Below are 14,489 nucleotides of genomic sequence, written 5' to 3' on the forward strand. Positions count from 1 at the left end.
ATGCGCTTTCATCTCAAGGCCGTCGGCAAAGCCGGTGTGGTCTCGATGACCGTCGAGGCACCGGGGCACAGCGAAGCCAGGCGCATCGCCGAGGACCAGGGCCTGCGGGTGGTCAGCCTGCACGCCGAGCGACATTGGCGCGCGTTGCGCCTGCACAGGCGCGAGACGTTCAACCTGGTGTTGTTCAGCCAGGAACTGACCACCTTGCTCAATGCCGGCCTGCCGTTGATCGATGCGCTGGAAAGCCTGGCGGAAAAGGAAAACGCGCCACAGGCCCGCAAAACCTTGAACGAACTGGTCCGCCTGCTGTACGAGGGCAAATCGTTTTCCCAGGCCCTGAGCCAGCTGGCGGCGGTTTTCCCGCCGCTGTATGTAGCGCTCGTGCAGTCCAGCGAGAAGACTGGCGCCGTGGGCGATGCCCTGGGCCGCTATGTGAGCTATCGCCAGCGCATGGACGAGGTTCGCCAGAAGATCATCAGCGCTTCGATCTACCCCTTGCTGTTGCTGGTGGTGGGCGGTGGCGTGGTTTTGTTTTTGATGGGGTATGTCGTACCGCGCTTCAGCCTGGTGTTTGAAGGGCTGGGGTCGAACCTGCCATGGATGTCGCAGATCCTGATGAGCAGCGGCATGTTCCTGCACACTCACCAAGGTGAATTCTTCGGTGGCTTGCTGGCCATCATCGTCGCCCTCACCCTGCTCCAGCGCCAACCGGCCTTTCGTCGGGGGCTGGACCGCCTGATCGAAAAACTCCCCGCGGTGCACCAGCGCATCTTCATGTATGAGCTGGCGCGCTTCTACCGTTCGCTGGGGATTCTGCTGCAAGGCGGCATCCCCCTGGTCACCGCCATGGGCATGGTCCGTGGCCTGCTCAGCGTCGCCTCCCGCACGCGCCTGGACCAGGCCTGCGACCGGGTGCGCGAGGGGCAATCACTCTCTGCCGCGCTGGAACTCAATCACCTGGTGACCCCAGTGTCCCTGCGCCTGCTGCGCGCCGGCGAACAGTCCGGCAACCTCGGGCAGATGATGGAGCGCAGCGCCGACTTCTACGACGAAGAAATCAGCCGCTGGATCGAATGGTTCGTACGGCTGTTCGAACCCTTGCTCATGACCTTCATCGGCCTGTTGATCGGGGTGATCGTGATCCTGATGTACATCCCGATTTTCGAGTTGGCCTCGAGCATTCACTGACCCTCTGAAACAGGGCCTGCTATACGTCGCTTTTTCAACGTTCCAGCCGAATAAATCGGTTCGCTGAACTGTTCATCAAGTTCCTGCGGGGAAAAAAGCAGCACATTGCAATATTCATCAACGTTCCAATCTGAATAAAAAGACGGAGAACGACATGCTCATCAATAAGCTTTTACTGGCAGTAGCTATTGGCGCGGTTCTGTCGGCGTCTACCGTGTTGATTCCGGACAGCCTGTCCGGAGTTTCCAGTGCTCAGGCCAAGGATGGGGGTAGTGGCGGCGGTGGTGGTGGAAGTGGTGGTGGCGGCGGCAGTGGAGGCGGCGGCGGTGGTAGCGGTGGTGGCGGCGGCAGTGGAGGCGGCAGCGGTGGTGGTGGTGGTGGTGGCGGTAGTCACGGTGGAAGCGGCAGTGGTGGCAACAGCGGCAGCGGCCACAGTGGCGACCATGGCAGCAACAGTGGCCATGGCAGTGCCAACAGCGGTTCGAGCCACTCCGGATCGACCTCGTCCTCAGGACGCAGCGGCACCCATGATGAACCCGGGGATGACCATGGCGTCCATGCCAATGGTGAGCCTGGCGATGACCGTGGCGTTCATGCCAATGGCGAGCCCGGCGATGACCGTGGCGTCCATGCCAATGGCGAGCCCGGCGATGACCGTGGCGTCCATGCCAATGGTGAGCCCGGCGATGACCGTGGCGTTCATGCCGAGCCCGGTGATGACAAAAGGAGCTGATTTACACTGACTCCCACACAACACAAAACCCTGTGGGAGCGAGCTTGCTCGCGATGGCGGAGTGTCAGGCAACAGAAATATTGCATGACCGAATGTCATCGCGAGCAAGCTCGCTCCCACAGTGGTCAATGTACGTCAGACAATCCACCGCTCTACAACCCACCCTCAGACTGATCCAGTTCCTCGCGCAAGAACTCAACCAGCGCCTGCACCGGCCGCGAACTCTGCCGGTGTTGCGGATAGACCGCCGATAACGTCAACGGCTCCGGCCGCAAATCCTCCAGCACCTCCACCAGCCGTCCATCCTTGAGTGCCGAGCCGACAATGAACGTCGGCAAATACGTAATCCCCAACCCGGCGATCGCCGCGTCCTTGAGCACCTCGCCGTTGTTGACCCGCATCCGCCCGGTGACGTTGGCAGTCAGCGGCTTGCCCTGCCCCGCAAACCGCCATTGCACCTGGCGACCATGGCCGTACGGCAGGCAGTCGTGACCGTGCAAGTCTTCAGGCTTGAGCGGTGTGCCGCGCTCGGTCAGGTACGCGGGGCTTGCGCAGTACACCCGTTCAATGGAGGCAATGCGGCGGGCGATCAGTGTCGAGTCTTCCAGTGTGCCGATGCGCAGCGCCAGGTCGTAGCCCTCACCGAGCAAATCCACGGGACGATCACTCAAGTCCATCTCCACCGTCACGTCGCGATAGCGCTGCAAAAACACCGGCAACAGGCAGCCCAGATGCGCCAGTGCGAACGACAGCGGCGCACTCACGCGAATGGTCCCCCGTGGTTCGGTGGTCTGGCCGGCAATGCCCTGCTCCACCTGCTCGACTTCGCTGAGCAGGCGCAAGGCTGACTCGTAATAGCTCTGCCCCAGCGGCGTGACGTCCAGGCGCCGGGTCGAGCGATTGAGCAAGCGCACGCCCAGACGCTCTTCGAGTTGCATCAAGCGGCGGCTGACAAACTGCTTGGACAGCCCCAGTTGATCGGCGGCCGCCGTGAAGCTGCCGGAGTCCATGACCTGGCAAAAAATACGCATATCTTCGAAGGGGTTCATTGTCACTTCCCGGTTGACAGTCAAACACTTTATAGCCGCTTTTTCCCTTCCAGGCATCCTATTAATCTGTGTTCACGGTGTTGCTCAAGCCTGAACCACAGAGCTGGCAGCGACCTCATCCCAAGACGCTCAACGCCATCGGTTAAAAAGGATTTACCCATGAACCTCGTCCAGAAAACCCTGACTGCATCCCTCCTCGCCCTTTCCGTCGGCAACGCTTTTGCTGCTGGCAGCCCGGGTGTCGAACACAACACCCAGGCCTTCCTCGAAGCCCTCGCCGCCGGCGGTGGCAAACCGCTGGAACAACTGAGCCCGAAAGACGCCCGTGGGGTGCTGACCGGTGCCCAGGCGTCGGTGAAGGTTGACCTGTCCGGCGTGGAAGTCAGCGACAAGGCAATCAAGATTGACGGTCAGGCGATCAACCTCAAAGTGGTGCGCCCGGCCAAGGTCAAAGGTGAACTGCCGGTGTTCATGTTCTTCCACGGTGGCGGTTGGGTGCTGGGGGATTTCCCGACTCACCAGCGCCTGATTCGTGACCTGGTGGTAGGTTCCGGCGCGGTCGCGGTGTACGTCGACTACACGCCGTCGCCGGAAGCGCATTACCCGACCGCGATCAACCAGGCCTACGCCGCAACCCGCTGGGTGGCCGAACACGGCCATGAGATCGGCGTCGACGGCAAGCGCCTGGCCGTGGCCGGCAACAGCGTCGGCGGCAACATGGCGGCGGTCGTGGCCTTGATGGCCAAGGAACAAAAAACCCCGGCCCTGCGTTTTCAACTGCTGATGTGGCCGGTGACCAACGCCCGGTTCGATAGCGCGTCGTACCAGCAATTTGCCGAAGGCCACTTCCTGACGCAAAACATGATGAAGTGGTTCTGGGACAACTACACCACCGACGCCGGCGAACGTGCGCAGATTCATGCCTCGCCGCTCAACGCCAGCACCGAGCAGCTCAAAGGCCTGCCGGCCGCCCTGGTGCAGACCGCCGAGTTCGACGTGCTGCGCGACGAAGGCGAAGGTTATGCCCGCCACCTCGATGCGGCGGGTGTGCCGGTGACTTCGGTACGCTACAACGGCATGATCCACGACTTCGGCCTGCTCAATCCGCTGAGCCGGATTCCTGAAGTCAAGTCGGCGGTGCGCCAGGCTGCGCTGGAGCTCAAGACTCATTTGCAGTGAGTCCATGCCCTTCACCACACACTGGTGAAGGGCTTTTCTGTGGGAGCGAGCTTGCTCCCACAAAAAGCTCCCTTGCCACAAAAACACTCTCCACCTGCGCGACCTCATTTCTACCGGAGCATGCCCATGTCCTTTCTCTTCGGTCACCTGCTCTCCCTGAGCACCCTGCTGCTGGCCATCGACGCCCTGCTCTGGCACCTCGCGCCATTCAAGCATCGCGTCAGCCGGGTCGGCGTGCGCCTGGCGCTGTTTGTGCTGTTCAGCGCAGTGCTCATCAACGCCGGCGTCAGCCCGTTGCAGGCGCCGTTGTTTGCCGATGATCCCGTGGCGCAACTGGGGGCCACGGCACTGGGGATTCTCTGGTGGCTGTACACCGCGCGGGTGCTCACCGAAGTGATCGGTCTGGCCCTGATGCGGCGCATCGGCCACAGCGGCCGGCTGTTGCAGGATGTCATCGGCGCACTGGTGTTCCTGATTGCCGTGGTGGCCGCCGCCGGCTACGTGCTGGAGTTGCCGGTGAAAGGCTTGCTGGCGACCTCCGGTGTCGTCGCCATCGTGGTGGGCCTGGCATTGCAGAGCACCTTGAGCGACGTGTTCTCCGGCATCGTGCTCAACACCACCAAGCCGTACCAGGTCGATGACCGGGTTTCCATCGACGGCATTGAAGGCAAGGTGCTGGACATCGACTGGCGTGCCACCCACCTGCTGACCAGCGCCGGCAGCACGGCGGTGGTGCCCAACTCGGTGGCGGCCAAGGCAAAGATCGTCAACCTCAGCCGCCCGTTCAATGTGCACGGCGTGTCGATCAGCATTCTGGTGCCCAACCACATCCGCCCGCGCCGGGTACTCGATGCGCTGGACCGCACCCTTCAGGGCAGCAGCAGCCTGCTGCTCGATCCGCCGCCGAAAGCCGTGCTCAAGGAGGCCGGCGAAACCATGTCCGAATACGTGGCCAGTGGCTTCATCGCCGAATTGGGCAAAAAGGGCGAAGTGCGCAATCAACTGTTCGACCTGGCCCATCGGCACCTCGAAGCGGCAGGCATTTCCCGTCAACCCGATGGCGTGATCGAGCCGTCGACCCGTGCACGGGCCTTGCTCGATGAAGTGAAAATCTTCCGCTCCCTGAGCGCAGAGGAACGTGATCGACTGGCCCAGAACATGGTGGCGCAGCAATACGCGGCCGGTGAGGTGGTGCTGGATCTGGATGAAGTGCCAGACAGCCTGTTCGTCATCGCCACCGGCGTGGTCAGCGCCACTGTCCCCGACGGCGGCACGCAGATCGAAGCCGGGCGCATGGGGCCGAGTGAAGTCATGGGCGAACAAAGCATCCTCGCCGACACGCCGTCCCAGGCACGGTTCACCGCCATGACCTCAAGCATCATCTACCGTCTCGACAAATCCCTGACCCGCAGTTGCATGGTGCAACGACGGGAAGTCGACCGGGCGTTGAACAAGCTGCAGGCGGTGCGCCAGCAGAACAGCCGCATGGCGTTGATGGCCAAGCCGGTGGCGGTCAGGAAAGGTGGGTTTTTGAGTTGGTTGCAAAAGCGTTGATCAACGGTTCACACAAAACCTTGTAGGAGCGAGCTTGCTCGCGATAGCGGTGGATCAGCCAGCATCGATATTGAATGGCAGACCGCAATCGCGAGCAGGCTCGCTCCTACAAGTGCAGCGTACTTACTTGGCCGTGAACTTTGTGTAGCTGTTGATCAGGTTGCGATAGTTCGGCAAGCGCTCGGACAGCAGGTTGGCCAGGCCTTCCATGTCGTTGCGCCAGTCGCCTTGCAGCTCGCAGGCCACGGAGAACCAGTTCAGCAGGTGCGCACCGGCGGCCGACATGCGTGCCCAGGCCGCTTGCTGCACGGTGGTGTTGAAGGTGCCGGAAGCGTCGGTCACCACAAACACCTCAAAGCCTTCGGCAATGGCCGACAGGGTCGGGAACGCCACACACACGTCGGTTACCACACCGGCGATGATCAGTTGCTTGCGACCGGTGGCCTTGATCGCCTTGACGAAGTCTTCGTTGTCCCAGGCGTTGATCTGGCCCGGGCGTGCAATGAACGGCGCGTCCGGGAACTGCGCCTTCAGCTCCGGCACAATCGGACCGTTCGGACCGCTGTCGAAACTGGTAGTGAGGATGGTCGGCAGTTTGAAGAACTTGGCGATGTCGCCCAGCGCCAGCACGTTGTTCTTGAACTCGTTGGGCGAGAAATCCTGTACCAGCGAAATCAGACCGGTCTGGTGGTCGACCAGCAAAACCACGGCATCGTCTTTGTTCAGGCGTTTGTACGGAACGTTGCTCATTGGAAACTCCTTGATGGATGGTTGTCGCAGTCAGCGCCGACCGGTTGGGCCGGCGCTTTTTTTGAATTCGTCAGAAGGCAAAACACGAGCAGCCAAAGGCGCCCCAGAAACCGGCGAAATCGCTGACCGGCGCGTTCGACAGACGCGCCCGTTCATGACTGTGGGAATGCACCGCACACGGACCGCTGCAATGATGAACCTGGGCCTGCATTGGCGAGGTCGGACGCCAGTGGCCCGGCACCTTCACCACCGGCGACCAGTCCGGCAGTACCGGCACACTGGCCGGCCCGAGCTTCTCGAAGTCACCGGCGCCGTACACCACCTTGCCGCCGACCACGGTCAACACCGATTCGATCCACTTGATGGCCTCTTCATCGACGCTGAAAAAATCCGCGCTGAGGGCCGCGACGTCGGCCAGTTGCCCGACCTTGATCTGGCCCTTCTTGCCTTGCTCCGACGAGAACCAGGCGCTGCCGTGGGTGAACAGTTCCAGCGCCGTCAGGCGTGAAAGGCCTTCGGCGTGCAACTCCATGCCGCCGACGGTGCGACCGCTGACCATCCAGTACAACGAGGTCCACGGGTTGTAGCTCGACACCCGCGTCGCGTCGGTACCGGCGCCCACCGGTACGCCCTCGGCCAGCATGCGTTTGATCGGTGGCGTGGCTTCGGCCGCTTTCGCGCCGTAACGCTCGACGAAATATTCCCCCTGGAACGCCATGCGATCCTGGATCGCAATGCCGCCACCCAGCGCCCTCACCCGCTCGATGTTCTGCGGGGTGATGGTTTCGGCGTGGTCGAAAAACCATGGCAGGCCATTGAACGGAATGTCGCGGTTGACCTTCTCGAACACATCGAGCATGCGGCTGATGGATTCGTTGTAGGTGGCGTGCAAACGGAACGGCCAGCGTTGCTCGACCAGATGGCGCACCACCGGTTCCAGCTCGGCTTCCATGGTTTGCGGCAGGTCCGGGCGCGGTTCGAGGAAGTCTTCGAAGTCCGCCGCCGAGAACACCAGCATTTCCCCGGCGCCGTTGTGCCGCAGGAAATCGTCGCCCTGGTGCAGCTTCACGCTGCCGGTCCAGTTCTTGAAGTCGGTCAACTCTTCCTTGGGCTTCTGGGTGAACAGGTTGTAGGCGATGCGCACGGTCAGTTGCTCGTCTTTCGCCAACTGCTCGATCACCTGGTAATCGTCCGGGTAATTCTGGAAACCGCCGCCGGCATCGATGGCGCTGGTCAGGCCCAGGCGATTGAGTTCACGCATGAACTGACGGGTCGAGTTGACCTGATACTCCAGCGGCAGCTTCGGCCCCTTGGCCAGGGTCGAATACAGAATCATCGCGTTGGGCCGCGCCACCAGCATGCCGGTCGGCTCGCCGTTGGCGTCACGCACGATCTCGCCACCCGGCGGGTTCGGCGTGTCGCGGGTGTAGCCGGCGACACGCAACGCGGCACGGTTGAGCAAGGCGCGGTCATACAGGTGCAGCACGAACACCGGCGTGTCCGGTGCCGCCTGATTGAGCTCCGCCAGGGTCGGCATGCGCTTTTCGGCAAACTGGAATTCGTTCCAGCCACCGACCACCCGCACCCACTGCGGCGTCGGCGTGCGGTCAGCCTGATCCTTGAGCATGCGCAAGGCATCGGCCAGGGACGGCACGCCTTCCCAGCGCAGTTCCAGGTTGTAGTTCAAGCCGCCACGGATCAGGTGCAAGTGCGAGTCGTTGAGCCCGGGGATCACGCAGCGGCCCTTGAGGTCGATCACTTGGGTGCCGGAACCCCGCAGGGCCATGGCTTCGGCATCGCTGCCGACCGCCACAAAACGCCCGTCGCTGATCGCCACGGCGCTGGCGAGCGGTTTTTCGCGGTCAACGGTATGGAATTGACCATTGAACAGAATCAGATCGGCGTTCATCACGGTTCCTCGTGCAATGTTGAGGGAGACAGCCAGGGCGCGAACAGACGCGTCGCCATGGGCATGAAGATGTAAACCACCGACAACACGATGGTCAGGGTGATCAGGAAGGTGGCCACCACGTAATTGGAGAGCAAGGCGTTGAGCTGTAGCAGCGGCCCCCAGAGCAGCGGCACCAGCAAGGTGTGCGGCAGGATTACCAGCAGCGTCACCACGGCCTGCTTCCAGCGCGGCGGTGGCGTACCGGCCTCGGCCTGGGGCGAGAACCAGAACTCGTTGACCGGATTGACTTCGGTCTGGTCGCCATCGGCGAGCATCGGCGCGGCTTCGTTGACCAGTTGTTGGCGCTGCGGTGAGTCGAGCCAGTTCTGCATCGCCTCGGTCGAGCAAAAGCGCAGCACGCAGGTGTAGGTGTCCAGGCCGGCATTCTTGCCACGTACCACATCCACGCCCAGGTGCCCGACGTTCTGCGCGGCCACCTTGACGATGTTGCGCAGCCAGGCTTCATAAGGCACTTCGAAACCGGCCTTGACCCGGTGCTTGACGATCAGGGTCACCACCTCATCAGGCCCGGGACTTGCCGGCTCACGGCGATTGGATTCAGACATAACGCAAGGCTCCGGCGAAACGGACATTGAGCGCCAGCCGTCCCGGCCCGGCGATGAAAATGCTGGTGAACACGATCAGCAACAGCCAGCCGAACTGGCCCTCGAAGAGCGTCCACTGCGGATGCACGACCAACATCGACACCCACAGCAGAAACAGAATAGGAAAACACGCCAGACGCGCCAGCAACCCGGCGACGATCAGCAGCGGGCACACCACCTCGGCGAAAATCGCCAGCAGCAGCGTCAGGTTCGCGCCCAGCTGGAAAGGGTCTTCGATGTTTTGCAGCTCGGCGCTGTAGTGCAGCAGCTTGGGCAAACCATGCACCCACAACAGGAACAAACTGCCGCTGACCCGCAGGAACAGCAGCCCCCAGTCTTGCGCCCGATCATCGCGTCGCGAAGCGTCCATGGCCTACCCGCACAAATGAAAAACCACCGGCGTCGATGCGCCGGGACTGGATTTGATAGTGCCGGGACGGGGGGAGGAAAAATTGAATGTACGTGCTCTGTTTGCGGGAAGACCGAGAGTGGCCAAACGGCATGGAACCCTGTGGGAGCTTGCTCGCGATTGCGGTGGGTCAGTCGACATCCATGCTGAATGTGATGCAGCCATCGCGAGCAAGCTCCCACAGGGTTACTCGTTGCTTGCGGTTACTCGGTTAGCCTTGCGGATCGAGATTATCCAGCGCGCGATTCACCGCCAACTCGCCCAACATGATGATCTGCGCAATGCCCAGCAGCGCATTGCGATGAGGACTTTGCAGAAACCCCGCAAGGTCACTGGCCATGATACTGGCCGAGGCCAGGGATTCGCAGGCGTGGGCCAGTAGCGTTTCGGTATTGATGTCGGGGGCGATGACAAACATCGTGCTGGGTTTGTGCGATGGAGCCGGGTCTTTTGCGGGGTTCAGGTAGTGATCCAGCGCGCGGTCGGCGGCCTCGTGGAGCTTTCTGGAATCAAGCGAATCATAGGGGGAAACGTCGTCGGATTGCGGGGGATTGGGGGTTGGTTTGCACATGGTCAAGCTCCTTGATCAATGGAGCCGCCACAGGTCGCTGCTAAACGAATTGGGTGGCGGCTGTACGCGGGTTAGCAGACCAGGGATCAAGGAACCCGGCGCACCGAAGTGCCCCACGCACAGCCACCAAATTGCAGACCGAAATGATCTTGAGGTGACACTGGCGAGCCTTGAAATTTACCGAGCTGCTAAACCCGATCGCTGCATAGACAGCGACACGGAGAACGTTAGAGATCATGACCAAGACTCACAAGCCGGCGGATTCTGGCGTAGTTGTAGGCAACGACGCAAGGCGGTGTGGCTTTCAGGAATAGAGGCTGACGGCTTTTAAACGGGGCTGTCAGAACGCTGCATATTCCTTGTGGGAGCGAGCCTGCTCGCGAAGGCGGCATTACATCCGGCATTGATGTTGACTGATCCACCGCTATCGCGAGCAGGCTCGCTCCTACAGTTGGGCTGGGTACATTCGAAAGAAATTGGTCGGCTGGCAGGCCGCCATCGCGAGCAAGCTCGCTCCTACAGTGGATCAGCGTATGTCTGTGAGAGATTGGTTGGCTGGCAGGCCGCCATCGCGAGCAAGCTCGCTCCCACAGAAAGGCAAAGGCAGAGCAGCGTACACCGCGCCGCTTCTCACCACTCATCAGGCCGAGCGTTAGCTCGCCTGCAGCTCTTGATCTTGATCCACCCGCCCCCTCGGAAGGCTGAGTGGAGGTGTTCATCCGGGGATTGGCGCGCAGCGCCGTTCGACGCAGTCGAACTCATTGCATGTAGGTCGAAGCGAAGCCGACCGGAGGGCAATGCCCCCGGATGAATACCGCAGCGAAGGAACGCCGAGCCTCAGCGAGGGGCCGTACGTAAGGGGCGAGACCTTTTGGTTCCTTTTGGGGCGTTTGCCAAAAGGGACTCGCCGTAAGGGCGAAACCGCCAGCCGCCGTTACCGCAGAAACGGATATGTACTCAGTCAGGAGGGAATATCCAAAGCCACAGACATGAACTCACCGATCCGCGACCGCAACCACCGCTCCGCCGGATCATTGTCATGCACCCCACTCCAGGCCATCGACAACTGCGCCGCCTCGATCTCGAACGGCGGATCCTCGGCCCGCAACCCACACCCCTCAACCAACGCACACGCCGCATAATCGGGCACGGTGGCAATCATCTCGGTCCCGGCGAGCAACGCCCGCAACCCACTGAACTGCGGCACCCCCAGCACCACACGACGACTACGCCCGACCTTCGCCAGATCCAGGTCGATATTGCCGCTCAAGTCCCCCGAGAACGACACCATCGCATGGGGCCGCTCGCAGTACTCATCCAGGGTCAGCGTCCCCGGCCGGGTGTCGCCGCGCAGCACTTTGCAGGGAATATCGCGCAGCTTCTTGCGCTTGGCATTGGCCGGCAGATCCGTGGTGTAACTCACGCCCACCGAGATCTCTCCCGACGCCAGCAGCGCCGGCATCAACAGATAATTGGCCCGCCGCACGACCACGACAATCCCCGGCGCCTCTTCCTGCAATTGACGCAGCAATGGCGGAAACAAACCGAACTCGGCATCGTCCGACAGCCCGACGCGGAACACATCGCAACTGGTCGCCGGATCGAACTCCTTGGCCCGGCTGACCGCGCCGGAAATGGTATCCATGGCCGGTTGCAGTTCCTTGAGAATCGCCAGCGCCCGCGCCGTCGGTTCCATGCCGCGACCGTTGCGCAGCAACAAGGGGTCGTCGAACAGATCCCGCAGACGCCCCAGCGCGGCGCTCACCGCCGGTTGGCCCATGAACAGTTTTTCCGCGACACGGGTCAGGTTCTTTTCGAACATCAAGGCTTCGAAAATCACCAGCAGGTTCATGTCGACGCGACGCAGATCGTTACGGTTCATTGGCACGGGTTCCTTGTGTGTTCGGCCAGGCGCGAATGCCGTCGACTTTACTCGATCAACGGCACGTTTGCCGCTCGTTTGTACGGCCCGTACTCCACCGGCACCCACTGGAAATGCTTGTCTTCGGCGGTGATATGACCAATGCCGGGGAATGGCAGGTGCGCCGCCGTCACCCAGGTCTTGCTGGCGGCAGCGGCACTGAACACCTGGTTGCGGCTTTTGATCGCATGCTGGCTGTCGACGTCGAAACCGATCGACACCTCAGGATGCAAGAACTGCACGGCGAGGTTGTGCACCAGGTCGCCCATGAACAGGATGCTTTGCCCTTGAGACGTGAAACGGTACGTGGTGCTCCCCGGCGTGTGCCCGGCTTCCAGTTGCGCCTCGACCACACCCGGCAGCGGTGACTGGCCGGGGGTGAAGGTCTTGAAACGGCCAGCGGCAACGTAAGGCGCGGTGGAGTCCTGGGCGACCTTGAAGAAGCCCTTGGCCGCTTCCGGTGCCTTGGCCAATGCCTGCGGATCGAGCCAGTAGTCAGCCTCGGCCTTGGCGGCATACACCGTGGCGTTGGCGAACACCGGTTGCTGTTGGCCGTCCACCAGGCCGCAGACGTGATCCAGGTGCAGGTGGGTGATCAGGATGGCGTCCACCTGTTCCGGTTTGTAGCCGGCCGCTTGCAGGTTGGCCGGCAGTTGGCCGGCGGTAGGACCGATGCACTGCCCTGCCCCGGTGTCGATCAGGACAAGCTGTTTACCAGTGTTGACCAGAAAGGCGTTGAAGGCGGTCTGTACCCCCGGGGTTTCAATCGAACGACGGGCCAGCAGAGCGCGGATCTGGCCCTGGCTCATGCCCTGCAATAGCTTGGGCGACAGATCGTTGTAGCCGTCGAACAGCGCCGTCACCTCGTAATCCCCCAGCGCCAGGCGGAAGTAACCGGGTACTTGTGTGCCAACCTGCGCGGGCGCCTGAGCCTGTGCACCGGCGCAGATCAGAACCAGGCCGATGGCGCCGAGCGTTCCCTGCAATGTCCGTTTCATCTGTTTACCTTTTTCAGGCCAAGCGGCGGTCCGTTATAGCCCGCTCCATTGTGCGCATCTTGTGCCAATCGCCATTGCCGGCACTTGCAACGATGTGCTGTGTTCACACCCTCGGGCATGGAATTAACAACGTTTAACTCGTCAGCCATAGCGGGCGCCTCCAACAATGAAGCCCTCAGCGCAGAACAGTTTTTTTCCAGAGTAACGGTGCTGATCGCTCGAACCGGGCGCCAGCGCTTTTCCTCCCCGACCGGACAATGGCCATGGCTTACCCACAGCAAACCACCGCCCGCGCACCTGCCAGCGAACCTCGCAAGACCCACACCGGCGGCCTCAGCCCGCAACGCGAAAAACTGGTTAAACAACTGATCCTCGAACGTCTGGGCGACAGCCTGGAGGTCACTGAACTGGCACAGGCCTGCGCCCTCTCGCGCAGTCATTTCTCCCGTGCATTCAAGTGCAGCACCGGCCTCTCGCCACAGGACTGGATTCGCCAGCAGCGCATTGCCCTGGCCAAGCAATTGATCCAGTACACTGGCCTGAGCCTCACGCAGATCAGCCTCGAATGCGGCTTCTGCGATCAGGCGCACTTCTGCCACATATTCACCCGCAGCGAAGGCATCAATCCGTTTGCCTGGCGCTGCCAGGTGGTGCATGGCCTTAAAAGCAAAAGATCGCAGCCTTCGGGCATGCACGCTAGCGTGTAGGCGCTGGCGAAGCCTGCGATCTTTCAGTCACACATCAACCCTTGAGGAACGCCAACAGGTCAGCGTTGAGCTGATCCTTATGCGTGTCCGTCAAACCGTGAGGGGCGCCCGGGTAAATCTTCAGGGTCGAGCCCTTCACCAGTCTGGCGGAGGAGACGCCCGCCGCTTCGTACGGCACGACCTGATCCGCGTCGCCATGCACCACCAGGGTCGGCACGTCGAACTTCTTCAAGTCTTCAGTGAAGTCGGTTTCCGAGAATGCCTTGATGCAGTCATAGGCGCTCTTGTGGCCGGCCATCATGCCCTGCATCCAGAACCAGTCGATCATGCCCTGGGACGGTTTCGCGCCGGGTTTGTTGAAGCCGAAGAACGGTCCGCCGGCGAGGTCGATGTACAGCTGCGAACGGTCGGCCAGCGAGGCCTGGCGGATGCCGTCGAACACTTCCAGCGGCAGGCCGCCGGGATTGGCTTCGGTCTTGAGCATCAGTGGCGGCACCGCGGAAATCAGTCCGGCCTTGGCCACGCGGCCGGTGCCGTGGCGACCGATGTAGCGCGCCACTTCGCCACCACCAGTGGAGAAGCCGAACAGCACGGCGTTTTGCAGATCGAGCAGCTCGATCAACTGCGCCAGATCGTCGGCGTAATGGTCCATGTCATTGCCCGACCACGGCTGACTGGAGCGCCCATGACCGCGTCGGTCGTGGGCGATGACCCGGTAGCCCTTGGAAGCCAGGAAAATCATCTGCGATTCCCAGCTGTCAGCGTTCAGCGGCCAGCCATGACTGAAGACAACCGGCTGACCGGTACCCCAGTCCTTGTAGTAGATCTCGACGCCGTCGCGGGTAGTGAAGGTGCTCATGGGTGATGCCTCCTT

General features: G+C 61.7%; 14 protein-coding genes. 5 read left to right on the forward strand and 9 right to left on the reverse strand.

Translation table 11 applies throughout. The annotated features are described in order from the left end of the window. Together ACM6J5_RS08160 and ACM6J5_RS08165 are read left to right on the forward strand one after the other, a co-directional pair. Entirely contained in the window at positions 1–1,188 is a 1,188-nt protein-coding gene (locus tag ACM6J5_RS08160) for a type II secretion system F family protein (protein WP_095942945.1), read from the forward strand. A gap of 154 nt (positions 1,189–1,342) precedes the next feature. Further along, a complete protein-coding gene (locus ACM6J5_RS08165) occupies positions 1,343–1,921 on the forward strand; it encodes a hypothetical protein (RefSeq protein WP_414928149.1) in 579 nt (192 codons plus the stop codon). Positions 1,922–2,073: 152 nt separating this feature from the next. On the opposite strand, the gene ACM6J5_RS08170 is transcribed toward ACM6J5_RS08165, so the two are convergent. Continuing rightward, positions 2,074–2,970, reverse strand: a complete 897-nt coding sequence (locus ACM6J5_RS08170) for a LysR family transcriptional regulator (protein WP_095942853.1) — start codon at positions 2,968–2,970, stop codon at positions 2,074–2,076. A 159-nt stretch (positions 2,971–3,129) separates the two neighbouring features. Between ACM6J5_RS08170 and ACM6J5_RS08175 the strand changes: the two genes are divergently transcribed. Together ACM6J5_RS08175 and ACM6J5_RS08180 are read left to right on the forward strand one after the other, a co-directional pair. Beyond that, entirely contained in the window at positions 3,130–4,149 is a 1,020-nt protein-coding gene (locus ACM6J5_RS08175; protein WP_095942852.1) for an alpha/beta hydrolase, read from the forward strand. 126 nt (positions 4,150–4,275) lie between these two features. After that, positions 4,276–5,703 carry a mechanosensitive ion channel family protein gene (locus tag ACM6J5_RS08180; protein ID WP_150674301.1) on the forward strand — a complete coding sequence of 476 codons (1,428 nt, stop codon included), beginning with the start codon at positions 4,276–4,278 and terminating at the stop codon, positions 5,701–5,703. Between the two features lie 123 nt (positions 5,704–5,826). On the opposite strand, the gene ycaC is transcribed toward ACM6J5_RS08180, so the two are convergent. The 7 genes from ycaC to ACM6J5_RS08215 form a co-directional block, all read right to left on the reverse strand. Next, positions 5,827–6,453, reverse strand: a complete 627-nt coding sequence (gene ycaC, locus ACM6J5_RS08185) for an isochorismate family cysteine hydrolase YcaC (protein ID WP_095942850.1) — start codon at positions 6,451–6,453, stop codon at positions 5,827–5,829. A gap of 70 nt (positions 6,454–6,523) precedes the next feature. Continuing rightward, positions 6,524–8,362 (reverse strand): amidohydrolase, encoded by a 1,839-nt coding sequence (locus ACM6J5_RS08190; RefSeq protein ID WP_095942849.1) that lies wholly within the window; start codon positions 8,360–8,362, stop codon positions 6,524–6,526. Further along, positions 8,362–8,970 carry an antibiotic biosynthesis monooxygenase gene (locus ACM6J5_RS08195; protein ID WP_414928150.1) on the reverse strand — a complete coding sequence of 203 codons (609 nt, stop codon included), beginning with the start codon at positions 8,968–8,970 and terminating at the stop codon, positions 8,362–8,364. Before ACM6J5_RS08195 ends, ACM6J5_RS08190 begins: the two co-directional genes overlap by 1 nt. Continuing rightward, positions 8,963–9,379: a DoxX family protein gene (locus ACM6J5_RS08200; protein WP_150674299.1), complete on the reverse strand. Its 417-nt coding sequence runs from the start codon at positions 9,377–9,379 to the stop codon at positions 8,963–8,965. The genes ACM6J5_RS08195 and ACM6J5_RS08200 overlap by 8 nt, the downstream gene beginning before the upstream one ends. Positions 9,380–9,629: 250 nt before the next feature. Next, on the reverse strand, positions 9,630–9,989 hold the full coding sequence (locus tag ACM6J5_RS08205) for a DUF6124 family protein (RefSeq protein WP_414928151.1): 360 nt from the start codon (positions 9,987–9,989) through the stop codon (positions 9,630–9,632). 961 nt (positions 9,990–10,950) lie between these two features. After that, positions 10,951–11,871: a LysR substrate-binding domain-containing protein gene (locus tag ACM6J5_RS08210; protein WP_414928152.1), complete on the reverse strand. Its 921-nt coding sequence runs from the start codon at positions 11,869–11,871 to the stop codon at positions 10,951–10,953. Positions 11,872–11,918: 47 nt separating this feature from the next. Next, positions 11,919–12,908 (reverse strand): MBL fold metallo-hydrolase, encoded by a 990-nt coding sequence (locus ACM6J5_RS08215; RefSeq protein WP_095942843.1) that lies wholly within the window; start codon positions 12,906–12,908, stop codon positions 11,919–11,921. Positions 12,909–13,171: 263 nt separating this feature from the next. On the opposite strand from ACM6J5_RS08215, the gene ACM6J5_RS08220 reads away from it, so the two are divergent. Beyond that, positions 13,172–13,615 carry a helix-turn-helix domain-containing protein gene (locus tag ACM6J5_RS08220; protein WP_150674297.1) on the forward strand — a complete coding sequence of 148 codons (444 nt, stop codon included), beginning with the start codon at positions 13,172–13,174 and terminating at the stop codon, positions 13,613–13,615. Positions 13,616–13,649: 34 nt separating this feature from the next. Here ACM6J5_RS08220 and ACM6J5_RS08225 read toward each other — a convergent pair whose 3' ends face one another. Next, a complete protein-coding gene (locus tag ACM6J5_RS08225; RefSeq protein WP_095942841.1) occupies positions 13,650–14,474 on the reverse strand; it encodes an alpha/beta fold hydrolase in 825 nt (274 codons plus the stop codon). Positions 14,475–14,489 lie beyond the last annotated feature (15 nt).

It is taken from the genome of Pseudomonas sp. IT-P74 (assembly GCF_949768175.1).
Taxonomy (GTDB): domain Bacteria; phylum Pseudomonadota; class Gammaproteobacteria; order Pseudomonadales; family Pseudomonadaceae; genus Aquipseudomonas.

Excerpts from the sequence above, each read along its gene's own strand:
- ACM6J5_RS08160 (WP_095942945.1), top strand. The coding sequence starts at position 1 with ATGCGCTTTCATCTCAAGGCCGTCGGCAAAGCCGGTGTGGTCTCGATG.
- ACM6J5_RS08165 (WP_414928149.1), top strand. The coding sequence starts at position 1,343 with ATGCTCATCAATAAGCTTTTACTGGCAGTAGCTATTGGCGCGGTTCTG.
- ACM6J5_RS08170 (WP_095942853.1), bottom strand. The coding sequence starts at position 2,970 with ATGAACCCCTTCGAAGATATGCGTATTTTTTGCCAGGTCATGGACTCC.
- ACM6J5_RS08175 (WP_095942852.1), top strand. The coding sequence starts at position 3,130 with ATGAACCTCGTCCAGAAAACCCTGACTGCATCCCTCCTCGCCCTTTCC.
- ACM6J5_RS08180 (WP_150674301.1), top strand. The coding sequence starts at position 4,276 with ATGTCCTTTCTCTTCGGTCACCTGCTCTCCCTGAGCACCCTGCTGCTG.
- ycaC (WP_095942850.1), bottom strand. The coding sequence starts at position 6,453 with ATGAGCAACGTTCCGTACAAACGCCTGAACAAAGACGATGCCGTGGTT.
- ACM6J5_RS08190 (WP_095942849.1), bottom strand. The coding sequence starts at position 8,362 with ATGAACGCCGATCTGATTCTGTTCAATGGTCAATTCCATACCGTTGAC.
- ACM6J5_RS08195 (WP_414928150.1), bottom strand. The coding sequence starts at position 8,970 with ATGTCTGAATCCAATCGCCGTGAGCCGGCAAGTCCCGGGCCTGATGAG.
- ACM6J5_RS08200 (WP_150674299.1), bottom strand. The coding sequence starts at position 9,379 with ATGGACGCTTCGCGACGCGATGATCGGGCGCAAGACTGGGGGCTGCTG.
- ACM6J5_RS08205 (WP_414928151.1), bottom strand. The coding sequence starts at position 9,989 with ATGTGCAAACCAACCCCCAATCCCCCGCAATCCGACGACGTTTCCCCC.
- ACM6J5_RS08210 (WP_414928152.1), bottom strand. The coding sequence starts at position 11,871 with ATGAACCGTAACGATCTGCGTCGCGTCGACATGAACCTGCTGGTGATT.
- ACM6J5_RS08215 (WP_095942843.1), bottom strand. The coding sequence starts at position 12,908 with ATGAAACGGACATTGCAGGGAACGCTCGGCGCCATCGGCCTGGTTCTG.
- ACM6J5_RS08220 (WP_150674297.1), top strand. The coding sequence starts at position 13,172 with ATGGCTTACCCACAGCAAACCACCGCCCGCGCACCTGCCAGCGAACCT.
- ACM6J5_RS08225 (WP_095942841.1), bottom strand. The coding sequence starts at position 14,474 with ATGAGCACCTTCACTACCCGCGACGGCGTCGAGATCTACTACAAGGAC.